This window comes from Bradyrhizobium sp. McL0615 (assembly GCF_049993905.1).
GTDB lineage: Bacteria > Pseudomonadota > Alphaproteobacteria > Rhizobiales > Xanthobacteraceae > Bradyrhizobium.
In genome coordinates this window covers 4,926,706-4,939,603 of sequence record NZ_CP188254.1, presented here as the reverse complement: position 1 = coordinate 4,939,603, position 12,898 = coordinate 4,926,706, and the positions used below count along the sequence as shown (strand labels likewise).

Sequence of the window (12,898 nt, the reverse complement as noted above, 5' to 3'; positions counted from 1 at the left end):
CATGACCGAACACAGCGATATCGATCACGTTTCCGGAAGGTCGACCACCGGCCACCAGTGGGACGGCATCAAGGAGCTCAACACCCCGCTGCCGCGCTGGTGGTTGATCACCTTCTATCTGACCATTGTCTGGGCGGTCGGCTACTGGATCGTGTATCCGGCATGGCCGCTGCTCTGGAGCCACACAACCGGCATCTGGAACTACTCCACGCGCGCCGAGGTCGCCGTCGAACTCGCCAACCTGGAAAAGATCCGCGGCGACAAAATGGTGGCGCTTGGCGCCGCCTCGCTGGAGGAGATCGAGAAGAATCCCGCACTTCTGGCGCTGGCCCGCGCACGCGGCAAGACCGTGTTCGGCGACAATTGCGCGCCATGCCACGGCAGCGGCGGCGCCGGAGCCAAGGGCTATCCGAATCTGAACGACGACGAGTGGCTGTGGGGCGGCAGCCTCGATCAGATCATGCAGACGATCCAGTTCGGCGCCCGTTCCGGGCATCCGAAGACCCATGAGAGCGCCATGCTGGCCCTTCGGCAAGGAAGGGGTTCTCAAGAAGGACCAGATCGTGACCGTCGCCAATTATGTCCGGTCGTTATCCGGCCTGGCGACGGCTGCGGGTTATGACGCGGCTGCCGGCAAGAAAATCTTCACCGATAACTGCACGTCGTGCCACGGCGATAATGCCAAGGGAAACCAGGAACTCGGCGCGCCCGATCTCACTGACAAGATCTGGCTCTACGGCTCGGACGAGGCGACGCTGGTCGAAACCATCAGCAACGGCCGTGCCGGCGTCATGCCCGCATGGGTCGGCCGGCTAGATCCCTCCACGATCAAGGCGCTGACGGTCTATGTCCACTCGCTCGGCGGAGGCAAATAGCGCCGGGCAGGGCAGCCCTGCTTCCTCTTTGAGGTGGATCAAACGGCCTTCGCCGAGCTGGATCTACATTGAACTCCTGAGACGAGATCAACCCAGCGATGAACAAGCCCTTGAACCCGACCGAACTGCCGCTTGACGACGATGGGCCGCTTTATGCCGCCCAGAAGAAGGTCTATCCACAGAGCGTCTCCGGAACCTTCCGTCGGACCAAATGGGGCCTGATGGCGTTCTGCCTCGGCGTCTATTACCTGCTGCCGTTTGTGCGATGGAATCGCGGCCTGGGTGCGCCGGACCAGGCGGTGCTGGTCGATCTGCCGAACAGCCGCTTCTATTTCTTCTTCATCGAGCTCTGGCCGCAGGAAGTCTATTACTTCACCGGCCTGCTGATTATTGCTGCCCTGGCGCTATTCCTGATGAACGCCGTCGGAGGCCGCATCTGGTGCGGTTATCTCTGCCCGCAGACGGTCTGGACCGATCTGTTCTATGCCGTCGAGCGCCTGATCGAGGGCGACCGCCGGGAGCGGATGCGGAAGGACGCCGCCAAGGGCACGATGAAGATCGAACGGTTCGCCGAGATCCTGCTCAAGCATTCGATCTGGCTGATGATCGCCTGGTGGACCGGCGGCGCCTGGGTGCTCTATTTCAATGACGCCCCGACGCTGGTGAAGCAGCTCGTCACCTTCCAGGCGCCTGTCATCGCCTATATCTGGATCGGTATCCTGACGGCGACGACCTATATCTTCGCCGGCTGGATGCGGGAGCAGGTCTGCGTCTACATGTGCCCGTGGCCGCGCATTCAGGCAGCCCTCACCGACGAGTGGGCGCTCAACGTCACCTACAAATACGATCGCGGCGAAGCGCGCACGTCGCTGAAAAAGGCGAACGAACTGCGCGCGCTGGGCCAGCCCGTCGGCGACTGCATCGATTGCTATCAGTGCGTGGCCGTGTGCCCGACCGGCATCGATATCCGTGATGGTTCGCAACTCGACTGCATCCAGTGCGGCCTGTGCATCGATGCCTGCGACACCGTGATGACGAAGATCGGCCGCGAAACCCGCCTGATCGGCTACGACAACGACGTCAACATCCACCGGCGCGAGGCCGGAAAACCGCCGATCTACCGCATCGTGCGGCCACGCACGATCACTTATGCCGCGATGATCCTGGCCGTCGGCGCGATCATGCTCTATGCCATGCTGACGCGGACGCTGCTCGACATCAACGTTTTGCATGACCGCAATCCAGTCGCGGTGAAGCTCTCCGACGGATCGATCCGCAATGCCTATACCGTTCGCCTCCTGAACAAGCGCGGCTTCGACCGCGTCATCGCGATCGACGTGGATGGTCCGGTCAACGCCGCGCTCCATGTCGTCGGCGCCGATTCCGTAACGCAGGACCGGCCCATGATCGTCCTGGCGCGCGATACGACCACCGAACTGCGGCTGCTGGTAACGGCGCCAGCAGAGAACAATCCCGGCAAATCCGTGCCTGTGCGTTTCCACGTGACCGATATCGGGCTTGGCGAGGTTGCCTCCGCCACCGATCATTTCGTGTCGCCATGATCCCCTCGAGGAGTGTTCACATGAGCCAGGCGAAGCCGCCAAGACCCATCACCGGGCGCATGGTGCTCTTCATGATGGTCGCCTTCTTCGGGGTCGTGATCGGGGTCAACCTCATCATGATGCGGCTTGCTATCCAGACCTTGCCCGGCACCGAAGTCGATAGCGCCTACAGCGCCAGCCTCGCCTACGAGAAGGAAATCGCCACCGCTCGTGCCCAGAACGCGCGCAACTGGAAGGTCGACGCCCATGTCGAGCGCAGCGGGCAGGGCGGCGCCACGCTGCAGGTCGAAGCGCGCGACAATGATGGCCGGCCGATGTCCGGCCTGACCTTTCACGGCCGGTTTGAGCGGCCGACGGACCGGCGCGCCGATCTGCCGGTCGCGCTCGCCGAAGTCGGGATCGGTATCTATCGCGGGAGCGCGGAGACAATCGCGCCAGGCCAATGGGATCTGGTGCTCGAAGGTGTCGGAGCGGGACAGCGGCTGTTTCAGTCCAAGAACCGCGTGTTGTTGAACTAGAGCATGATCCAGAAAAGTGGCAACCGGTTTTCCGAAGAGATAATGCTCAAATAAAGAGACCGGAATCATGCAGGCGACGCGGGATTTTTCACATTATGTCCGGCATCTCGAATCGGGGCTGTCGCATATCGATCTGGCGGTCGAGGGCGTCAGTTGCGCCGGTTGCATGTCCAAGATCGAGCGCGGACTTTCCGCGCTTCCCGACGTGACGCTGGCGCGTGTCAACCTGACCGACCGCCGCGTGGCGCTGGAATGGAAGCAGGGCACGCTCGACCCGGCCCGGTTCATCGACCGGTTGGCCGAGCTCGGCTACAAGGCCTATCCGTTCGAGCCGGTCCGTGCCGAAGCGGATGAGACCGAGCAGGCGAGCTTCCTGATGCGCTGTCTTGGCGTCGCTGCCTTTGCCGCGATGAACATCATGATGCTGTCGATCCCCGTGTGGTCCGGCAATGTCGGCGACATGATCCCGGAGCAGCGAGATTTCTTCCACTGGCTGTCGGCGTTGATCGCCTTGCCTGCGGCGGCCTATTCGGGGCAGCCGTTCTTCAGGTCCGCTCTTCGGGCGCTGCGGGCGCGCACGACCAACATGGACGTTCCGATCTCGATCGGTATCGTGCTGGCGCTCGCGATGTCGGTGATGGAGACGATTCACCACGCCGAACATGCCTATTTCGACGCCGCGTTGATGCTGCTCGCCTTCCTGCTGGCCGGCCGTTATCTCGATCAAAGTATGCGCCGCAAGACGCGCGCGGTTGCCGGAAACCTCGCCGCACTCAAGGGCGAAACGGCGACGAAATTCGTCGGCGCCGATGAAATCAGCGTCGTGCCGATTGCCGCCGTGCAGGCCGGCGACATCGTGCTGCTGCGTCCGGGCGAGCGCTCCGCCGTCGACGGCTCTGTCATTGAGGGACAATCCAAGATCGACCAGAGCCTGATCACCGGCGAAACATTGCCGGCGAAGGCGGGACCGGGCACGGCCGTCTACGCCGGCACGCTCAACCTGTCGGGCGCCTTGCGGGTGCGGGTGTCGGCGGCGTCCGAAGGCACGCTGCTGGCGGAAATCAGCCGGCTGCTCGACAACGCCGTGCAGTCGCGCTCCCGCTACGTGCGGCTCGCCGACCGCGCCTCACGACTCTATGCCCCCGTCGTGCATGCGGCGGCGCTGCTGACCATGCTGGGCTGGGCGGCCTTTGGCGCGACCTGGCATGATGCTATCGTTACCGCGATCTCGGTTCTCATCATCACCTGTCCGTGCGCGCTCGGACTGGCGATCCCGGCGGTGCAGACCGTCGTCGCAGGCGCCATGTTCCGGACCGGCGTGCTGATCAATTCCGGCGACGCCATCGAGCGGCTGGCCGAAGTCGATCGCGTCGTGTTCGACAAGACGGGCACGCTGACCTTGCCGGAGCTCGACGTCACCAATGCCGCCGATGTTCCGAAAGACATGTTCGAACTCGCCGGGCGGCTCGCATTGGCCAGCCATCATCCCGTCGCCGCCGCGGTGGCCCGGGTCTCCGGAGCAAAGGCGCCGTTGGCCGGGGTCGAGGAGATCGCAGGGCAGGGCGTACGTGGCTTCGTCGACGGGCTCGAAGTCCGGCTGGGCAGGCCGTCGTTTTGCGGCGCGGACCAGATCGCCAACGAGATCCTGTGCCGGGATCCCGAGGCCTCCGTCGTCGCCTTCCGTCATGGCGAAACGCGGCATGTCTTTGCGGTCCGACAGCGCCTGCGCGCCGATGCCGCCGGCGCAATTGCGACGCTCCTCAAGGCCGGAATCGAGGTCGAGATATTATCAGGCGATCGCGAGCCTGCCGTACGCCAAGCGGCCGAGACGCTGGGAATTCATGAATGGCGCGCGGGCGTCACGCCGGCGGACAAGATTGCCCGCATCGAGGAATTGAAGCGGCGGGGCGTCAGGGTCCTGATGGTTGGCGATGGCATGAACGACGCGCCGGCGCTTGCCGCCGCGCACGTCTCGATGTCACCGGTCAGCGCCACCCATCTGAGCCAGGCAACCGCCGACCTGATTTTCCTCGGCGATCGCCTCGCGCCTGTCGTCGCCGGCATAGGCTTCTCGCGGAAGGCGCTGCGGCTGATGCGGCAAAACCTGTGGCTGGCTGCGGGATACAACCTGCTTGCCGTGCCGCTCGCGATTGCGGGCCTGGCGACGCCGCTGGTCGCTGCCGCCGCGATGTCGGGTTCATCACTGCTGGTGATCTTGAACGCGTTGCGCGCGCATCGCGGTGCGAGGGAGTTTTGCTGATGGAAGTTTTGGTATTCCTCGTGCCGCTCGCGCTGACGCTCGGTGCCATCGGCCTGATGGGTTTTCTCTGGTCGCTCAAGAACGGCCAGTACGACGACCTCGAGGGCGCCGGCTGGCGCGCGATCGCCGATGACGAGCCCGTTGCTCAAAACCATTCCGCGGGGCAGGGGCCGGACACCGCGCGAGCGCCATAGGCTCGGGGCCGCGTGGCGCTCGCCCCACGAGTAGGGTTGGCGGAGCTTCGCGCCAAATTCCGCTGAGAATCAGACCCAGCGTGAACAAGCCATTTCGGGGGTGAAACCCGTGGTGGTTATGGCCCGGCGCATGTCGTCCGGGAACCCGTCGTGCGCCGGGCCAACTACAAGGACGCGGCTGAAAGCATCCGGCAGCGCCAAGGAAGGCAACCAAGGCGAACGTCGTGCACGCCGCTAAAGCCAAAATTGCAAGAAGGAAGAAGCGTATCGAATCTGATCTGGTTATCCCGGAAGACCCGCTTTTCGCAGCCCATCAACCAGGTGCTCCATGTCTTCTGCGCGTTTGAGAACGGATACTCGTTGTTGGGTGCGGCTTATGCTGTATCTTGGATTAAGACGCAGAACCTCGGCTGCCTCCGCATGAGCATCTTCCAATCGTCCCAGCTGAGCATAGGTCGCGGCCAGGAAGGCATGGCCATACTGGTGATTGGGTGCGCGGCCAATGGCTTCACTCAACCAGTGTTGCGCATCATGATATTCTTTGAGGTGATAATGGGCGACGCCTGCCATCAGCGGCGCAAAATGCGGATGGAATGGATCAAGGCGCATTTGCATCTTGGCGATCGAAATTGCTTTGGCTGGTTCTCCTACCGAGTAAAACACCTGCGCAAGGCGATAGTCAGCGAAAGTGGGGTTTAGCGCGATCGCCCTTTCGACGGCGGCAGTAGCTGCATCGAAATCGCGCTTGCGGATTATGTTGTATCCCAATTCCGCATAAGCTTCGGACAGGCTCGGATTGAGTTCAATCGCCGTGCGTGCCAATTTGATCGCTTCGTCAAGGGCGGCGGGGTTCAAATACTCGTCATTCAGGGGATTGAGCCAAGCTACACGGTGAGTGCTGGCTAGCATCGCATAGCAACGGGCATACTTGGGATCGATGGATAGCGAATCCGCGAGATGCCGTCGCGCCTCCACTAGATCCCTCATTTGCCACGACGACTGGAACGAAACCCAGGCAGCAGCCCCGCGCATGAAATGATCGTAGGCCTGCCAGGTTGAAGGCGGTTTGAGTAAGGTACGCTCGGCTTCCGCCCTGTTCACATGCGCGACAAGAATCGCTGCGATTGTGCGAGCGACGTTGTCCTGAATTGCAAACACATCTTTTAGTTCCTGGTCATAGCGCTCGGCCCAGCGGTGAATGCCCGTTCCTGCATCGGTCAGCTGCGCGTTGATGCGGACCCGATCACCGCCGCGACGAACGCTTCCCTCTAAGGCGTACCGAACACCGAGTTCTCGCCCCACTTGGCGTAAATCAACCGCCTTGCCCTTGTATCGGAAGCTCGAATTACGGGCGATCACGAACAAGTCGGAAAAGCGCGACAACTCCGTGATAATGTCGTCCGAAATTCCATCGGCAAAGTACTCCTGCTCCGGATCGCCACTCATATTCTCAAACGCCAGGACAGCTATCGATGGCTTGTCGGGAAGCGCAAGCGGCGACCTCGTCGGAGCGTCGTCGAGCCGTACTTGATACACCCGCACCGGCCGCGCAATATTCTTCAGCTGCTGCTCGCCGATATCTTCAAATGCGATGTCGAGTTTATCCTGCGTATCTTCTCGCACACGGTGCGACACACAGATGCCGCCAGGCTCGCAAAGTGCCTCGAGCCGAGCAGCAACGTTGACCCCGTCCCCAAAGATGTCGCCACCTTCTATGATGATGTCGCCAGCATTGATACCAATGCGGAACTCGATCCGCATCTCAGTTGGCAGGTCGGCGTTTCGGGTGATCATGCCACGCTGTATGGCAATGGCGCACCGCATCGCGTGAACCACGCTTGCAAATTCCACCAACATTCCGTCGCCGGCGCTTCTGATGATCCGCCCGCCGTGCTGTTCGATCTCGGGATAGAGGAGGGCGGACAGATGCTCGTTCAACCGGGAGTGCGTACCCTCCTCATCAGCACCCATAAGCCGACTGTAGCCCGACACATCGGCCACAAAAATAGCACTCAGTCGTCGTTCAACCCGCTCTGCGGCCATGAAGATCGCCTCGATCCGACTTTCAGGATATGAGTCTATTGTCAGAAGCCCAGCGTGTCCATTGAGCTCGGGACATGGCGTCCCCGCGATACGTGCCAGTGCGCGTTGGAGGCCGCGCGCTCGCCTCACGTCGATCGCCGGCCGTCCTGGCAGGGGAGTAGCGAAGTGTTGCGCCCCAAACGAGCCGAAAGTGCGGTACTGCTGCCGAAACGGCTGCACCAGTTTATATGGTCATGCTCGGCTGACGTTACCTTGCAGGCGAGCCGCGCGTCCGTGGCGTGGGCTGCGTGCCCATTGGCGAGGCAATGCCAGTTGCCAACTGACGCTGGCGCACCAATGGCGGCGCTGCCTTGTAGGGTCATTGCGCGATCGGCCCACTCAAATCATCGTGCGCGCTGGCAACACGAGAAGCATTTCTACCTGTAGCTTTTAAGGGGGAGTTGTACATCCGCACCGGAGAACGGTAAGGTGCCAAGCCAGTCAGAATGCGTTTCTTTCAGAAGCTCGCAATTGAAGAGCGCGATCCAGTCGATTTCAGTATCGCATGTGATATGCGTCGAACAAGGGTCAGCCACGTGACGAGACTCGCGCCGTTCTTTTTTACCGCGCTTCTGATGCTTTCCGGTCCCGCGCTGCCGAGTGATGGCCAGATCACGTTGGTTGTGGGATTTGCAGCAGGGGGGACCTCTTCGACTGCAGCCAGAATCTTTGCTGAATCAATAGAGCAGATCACGCGAAACTCAACGGTCGTGGAAAATCGACCTGGTGCGGGAGGAGCGATCGCAGCGGATTGGGTGCTACGGCAAAGGGGGACTCAGACACTCTTGTTCATGTCCTCCACATCGTCGCTCAAAACATCTCCTCAGAGTGGACTCGTGCCCGTCGGAATTTTGGCAACCTTCTCATACGTTGCCGTCACAAAAAGAGATTCTCCTGCGAATCTTGCGGAATATATGAACGGGGCCTCGCGCGAGGAGAAATACCGCACGGTGGCCACCGCAGGCGCCGGGAGCATTCCCCACCTCATAGGTGCAAAGCTTTTCAGCGATTACGGAGTGCCGATGGTGCACGTGCCCTATCAAGGTTCGGCGCCAGCGATCCTCAGTGTCGCTGGAGGTCACGTAGCGCTTGCGATCGTTCCTTTTCCAGACTTTCTCCCATTCCAGGACTTGCTTCGCATTCTTGCACAAACCGGCAGCGGGATTGAGACGGAAGGATGGGTCGGCGTCTTCGCTCCACCCGAAACTTCATCGGAGGAAGTTGCCCGACTTTCGGAGATTTTCCGGCAAGCATCCCAGCGGTCCCGAGAAAAACTGCGGGCTGTCGGTTTCGAGCAGGTATGGCGATCCGGTACCGATGCGCGCGCGATGCATGAGAACGATTACGTGCGGGGGCAGCCAATACTTAAGATACTCGGCGTTCAGCCCTGACGAGACGGACAAGGCGGCCCGCTGCGGACTTCACGCCGTGCCCTCCGGGGCGAAGTAGATCTTGTGAGCTGCCGGAAGGCCGCGTCGCTTGACCTAATTATCTCACTTGGGAAGGCAACTTGTAGTATAAGCAAGTCACCCCAAGGATAACACGGAGGAACGGCCGTGGATTTCATTGAACGCTGGTTCGGGGTTTCGCCGGACGGTGGTGATGGCACACTAGAACTGCTTTACATCGGAGTGGGCGCGTTGATCGCGTTCGCTCTCTTTAGGTGGATTGTGCATCGCGTGAAATACCGCCGGTCTGGTTAAGCCGCTGGCGGCTCAATTCCCACCGGGGACCTATCGGATATGGCGCAGCAGAGGGGCCGCATCAGCATAATGGCGATGTGAGGCGCGTGGCATGCGGCAGCGGTGGCTGCAGAGGAAGCGCAGTATGGCGACTAAGAAACGGTCGGTAAAACGCGTGCAACCGAAGTCCAGGGCGGCAAGCGCCAAAGCCAAGGCCAGGACCAAACGGCCGAACGTCAAACAGCGAAGTCATCGGCGCGAGCCTTTCCAGACCGATCGCCCCGACAAGCGCCATCCCTCGCTCATTCAGGACCGCCGCTTCGGGAGCGAGGGCAGGAGCATCGCCCGGCTTCGCCTTGATGCCCTTGGTGAAAAAGCGGCCTCTGTCGCCCGTCGGGACGAAATGATCGTTACGCCCATTTCGCTTGGTACGAACAACTGGGTGCAGCTCGGACCGACCGTCATTCCGAACGGACAGGGCTCTCTGAGCAGCGGCGCCCGCGTCAACGTGACGGGACGCGTTACGGGAATCGTCGTCGACCCGACATCGCCCTTAACGCTTTATGTGGCGGCGGCGGGCGGCGGCGTCTGGAAGACCCTCGACGGAGGCGTGACGTGGTTTGCTACGACCGATAACGAACTGTCGCTCGCGATCGGTGCTCTGGCGATGGCGCCCTCGGATCACAACCGGCTCTATGCCGGCACGGGTGAGGGCAACATCTTCTTTTTGGTGCAGAACTTCCCGCTCAACGCCGCCAACGAGGACTACCACGGTGTGGGCGTGCTGCGGTCGAGTGATGGCGGAAACACCTGGACGCTCGTCGGAAGCGCCGATTTCGCAGGCGCCGCATTTTATCGCATCGCGGTGCATGCGACGGATCCCGATGTGCTTTTCGGAGCGACCAGTGTAGGCCTCATGCGCTCGCAGGATGGCGGCGCCACGTGGACCGCGATCACCGGCGGTCTTCCGCCGCTCTCGCCCAGCGTGATCTCGTGCACTGACGTCGCCTACAATCCTACCAACCCGGACCGGGCCTGGTGTGCGTTCTGGGGGAGCGGCATATTCCGGACGGACAATGCCAACGCCGCGACACCGACGTGGACCATGCTGACCACCGGCCTGCCGGCGAGCGGCATCAGTCGTATCGCGCTTGCCGTGTCGCCCTCCAACCCCGACGCGATATTCGCGTTGATCGCGGACTCTCCTACCAGCAAGGCACCCCCGAAAGGCGTGTACGGCAGCACCGACGGCGGTGACACTTGGTCCCTCATCACGACGTCGCTGACCATCGTGGGTTCCTACACGCTAAACATCGCCGTCGACGTCTCCACCCCGGACGTGCTCTACGTTTCCGGTTTCGAACTCTACAAGTGCGTGCAAACCGGCGGCGCGTGGACCGTGACTAGCGTCGGCACACGCATCCATGTGGACAACCACGCGTTCGCCTCGCACCCCACCAATAACCTGCAGATCTACGCTGGCACCGACGGTGGAATTTACCAGTCGGCAGACGGCGGATCCAACTGGGACGACAGTATCAACGAGGGACCGGTCATCACCCAGTTCGAGTTCATCAGCCAGCATCCCTTGTCGGATGCGCTGGTCATCGGCGGAACGCAGGATAACGGGACCGATATGTTCCGCAACAGCCTCGTCTTTTATCACTCGGCGGACTTCGACGGCGGCCAGGCCGGCATCGATCCCGCAAATCCCAACAACGTAATTCACACCTTTAACCTGCTCCCTCCGCCCGTGACGCAAAGGGGTATCGAGCGTTCCACCGCCGCCGGAAAATTCGGCACCTACAGCGATATCAGCAACGGCCTGAGCGGTCCCGTGCTGTTCTATCCGCCATGGACCTATGACGACACCGATTCCAGCAACGTCGCGTTTGGAACGAACCCGCTACGGCTCTCGCATGCGCAGGGCACCGACAGTTGGCCGACCAGCATCACGCTTCCTGGGATCGGTAGCGCTCGAGTGTCGGCGATTCACTACGCCAATTCGTCGCTGATCTACTGCGGGACCAGCAATGGGCTCGTCTACAAGGCTGTAAACTCAGGAGGTGCGTGGACCGCGACGCAGGTCAGCGCATCTCCGCTTCCGGCCCGCTGGATTTGGGACATTTTCCTCGTGCCCGGGATGACCGACGTGGTGGTGCTGGCAATGGCCGGTTTTGGCACCCCACACATTTGGAGAGGCACGGGCTCGGGCGGCAGCTGGACCTGGACAGATTTGAGCGGGACGTCTCCCTACCGATTGCCCGACGCACCGGCCAACGCGTTGCTGCTCGATCCGGCGGCGCCGAACACGATGTACGTCGGCACCGAAGTCGGCGTGTGGACGACTACGGACGGCGGCGCGAAGTGGTTGCCGTTTAGCGACGGCCTGCCCAACGTCGCTGTGTACGACCTGAAACTGCATGCGCCGGCCCGGCTGTTGCGCGCGGCGACGCACGGTCGCGGTCTCTGGGAGCGCCAGCTCGACGGCGCGGGCCTTGCCGACGTCCGCCTCTTGATCCGCGACCACGTCATGGACACCGGGCGCCAGACGCCGTCACCGTCCGGCTTGCCGTCAGCCTGGGAGGATCCTGGCCGGCAGATCAATCTGGGTGATCTACTTTTCTGGTGGAATTGCGCGGACGTGAAGGTCGATTCGCCAGTAGGGGGCTCGTACCAGATGCCGGTTGCGTCTGTCGACTACATCGCCTTTGAAACGACGCTCGAACACCGAAATCCGCAACGAGGCATGGTGAATCGCGTGTACGTCCAAGTACATAATCGCGGAGTTCTGCCCGGAAGCAACGTCGTCGTGAAGATTCTCTGCGCCGACGCCACGCCGGGCCTGCCGGACCTCCCAGCCGACTTCTGGGCGGCATTCCCGGCGAATTCCGGCATGGCAAGCGCATGGACACCGATTGGCGCGGCGCAGACGATCGCTTCGCTGCGGCCGGAACGTCCTGCCGTGCTGGAATGGGACTGGGCGCCCCCGGTGTCCGCGGCTGAGCACACATGCCTGCTCGTTGTTGCCTCCTGCAATGAGGATTCTCCAGGCGTCACGTCGCTGGTCCTCGATTCGCTGGTGACGCAGAACCGGCAAGTGGGACTGAAGAACCTGCATATCATCGATGCAATGCCGTCCGCTTATTGGGATGCGATCCGGTTCTACCCGCGGGCGTCAACCGATGTATTTCGCTTCTGTGCGCTGCCGAAGGGCTGGTCGCTGAGCCTCGTGTTGCCAAAGGAGATACCGCTGTCCGAGATCACCTGCACGGGCCTTGAAGCAAAGCCAGTTTCTGCCACGGAACGGACCCGCATCGGCCGTCAACTCGGCAATCAGGCCGCCCTCTACGACTTCAAGAAGGCGCTTGTCGCATTGGCACCGCGCGAAGGTTGCGCGATCACCGGTATCCCGGTGGGATCGCAGGGCATCCCGATCCTGGTCGGCTTCACGGCGGGCACGCGGCCCAACACCGGGAGTGTCCAGCTGATCCAGGAATCTCGTGACGGGCGTGTGCTGGGCGGAAACACGTTCGCGCTCCGGCGCATCAAGGTAATGCCCGGCAGCTCTCGGCAAAAGAAACGCTGAATCTTCAATCGAAGCAAGCGGGAGGTCCAACGATGCTATCCACGCTGCCATTCAAGGCAAAGCAGGTTTGGATCAGGAGGCCGGCCACGGCTTACTGCGGACAAAGTAAGCTCAACCGAGCCGTGGTGAGCCTATC

7 protein-coding genes and 1 pseudogene are annotated in these 12,898 nt (G+C 61.8%); 7 read left to right on the top strand and 1 reads right to left on the bottom strand.

Features of this window, described 5'->3' with window-relative positions; translation table 11 throughout:
• Position 1 precedes the first annotated feature (1 nt).
• The 5 genes and pseudogenes from ccoP (at position 2) to ccoS (ending at position 5,409) form a co-directional block, all read left to right on the top strand.
• Positions 2–875, top strand: a pseudogene (gene ccoP / locus ACPPVP_RS23325) (cytochrome-c oxidase, cbb3-type subunit III).
• Between the two features lie 98 nt (positions 876–973).
• Positions 974–2,437, top strand: coding sequence for a cytochrome c oxidase accessory protein CcoG (gene ccoG, locus ACPPVP_RS23320; protein ID WP_426524817.1), 1,464 nt, complete (start codon positions 974–976; stop codon positions 2,435–2,437).
• Between the two features lie 20 nt (positions 2,438–2,457).
• Positions 2,458–2,955, top strand: a complete 498-nt coding sequence (locus ACPPVP_RS23315; RefSeq protein ID WP_426524815.1) for a FixH family protein — start codon at positions 2,458–2,460, stop codon at positions 2,953–2,955.
• Between the two features lie 67 nt (positions 2,956–3,022).
• The gene (locus tag ACPPVP_RS23310; RefSeq protein WP_426524813.1) at positions 3,023–5,215 is read left to right on the top strand and encodes a heavy metal translocating P-type ATPase; all 2,193 of its coding nucleotides are present in this window, start codon (positions 3,023–3,025) and stop codon (positions 5,213–5,215) included.
• Entirely contained in the window at positions 5,215–5,409 is a 195-nt protein-coding gene (gene ccoS / locus ACPPVP_RS23305) for a cbb3-type cytochrome oxidase assembly protein CcoS (RefSeq protein ID WP_426524811.1), read from the top strand. Before ACPPVP_RS23310 ends, ccoS begins: the two co-directional genes overlap by 1 nt.
• 282 nt (positions 5,410–5,691) lie before the next feature.
• On the opposite strand, the gene ACPPVP_RS23300 is transcribed toward ccoS, so the two are convergent.
• Positions 5,692–7,452: an adenylate/guanylate cyclase domain-containing protein gene (locus tag ACPPVP_RS23300; protein WP_426524809.1), complete on the bottom strand. Its 1,761-nt coding sequence runs from the start codon at positions 7,450–7,452 to the stop codon at positions 5,692–5,694.
• 485 nt (positions 7,453–7,937) lie between these two features.
• On the opposite strand from ACPPVP_RS23300, the gene ACPPVP_RS23295 reads away from it, so the two are divergent.
• Both ACPPVP_RS23295 and ACPPVP_RS23290 read left to right on the top strand, forming a co-directional pair.
• Positions 7,938–8,882 (top strand): Bug family tripartite tricarboxylate transporter substrate binding protein, encoded by a 945-nt coding sequence (locus ACPPVP_RS23295; RefSeq protein ID WP_426524807.1) that lies wholly within the window; start codon positions 7,938–7,940, stop codon positions 8,880–8,882.
• A 436-nt stretch (positions 8,883–9,318) separates the two neighbouring features.
• Positions 9,319–12,762 carry a WD40/YVTN/BNR-like repeat-containing protein gene (locus tag ACPPVP_RS23290; RefSeq protein WP_426524805.1) on the top strand — a complete coding sequence of 1,148 codons (3,444 nt, stop codon included), beginning with the start codon at positions 9,319–9,321 and terminating at the stop codon, positions 12,760–12,762.
• Positions 12,763–12,898 lie beyond the last annotated feature (136 nt).

What these genes read in the sequence shown, in the direction of transcription:
- ccoG (WP_426524817.1), top strand. Translation starts at nt 974, where the DNA reads ATGAACAAGCCCTTGAACCCGACCGAACTGCCGCTTGACGACGATGGG.
- ACPPVP_RS23315 (WP_426524815.1), top strand. Translation starts at nt 2,458, where the DNA reads ATGAGCCAGGCGAAGCCGCCAAGACCCATCACCGGGCGCATGGTGCTC.
- ACPPVP_RS23310 (WP_426524813.1), top strand. Translation starts at nt 3,023, where the DNA reads ATGCAGGCGACGCGGGATTTTTCACATTATGTCCGGCATCTCGAATCG.
- ccoS (WP_426524811.1), top strand. Translation starts at nt 5,215, where the DNA reads ATGGAAGTTTTGGTATTCCTCGTGCCGCTCGCGCTGACGCTCGGTGCC.
- ACPPVP_RS23300 (WP_426524809.1), bottom strand. Translation starts at nt 7,452, where the DNA reads ATGGCCGCAGAGCGGGTTGAACGACGACTGAGTGCTATTTTTGTGGCC.
- ACPPVP_RS23295 (WP_426524807.1), top strand. Translation starts at nt 7,938, where the DNA reads ATGCGTTTCTTTCAGAAGCTCGCAATTGAAGAGCGCGATCCAGTCGAT.
- ACPPVP_RS23290 (WP_426524805.1), top strand. Translation starts at nt 9,319, where the DNA reads ATGGCGACTAAGAAACGGTCGGTAAAACGCGTGCAACCGAAGTCCAGG.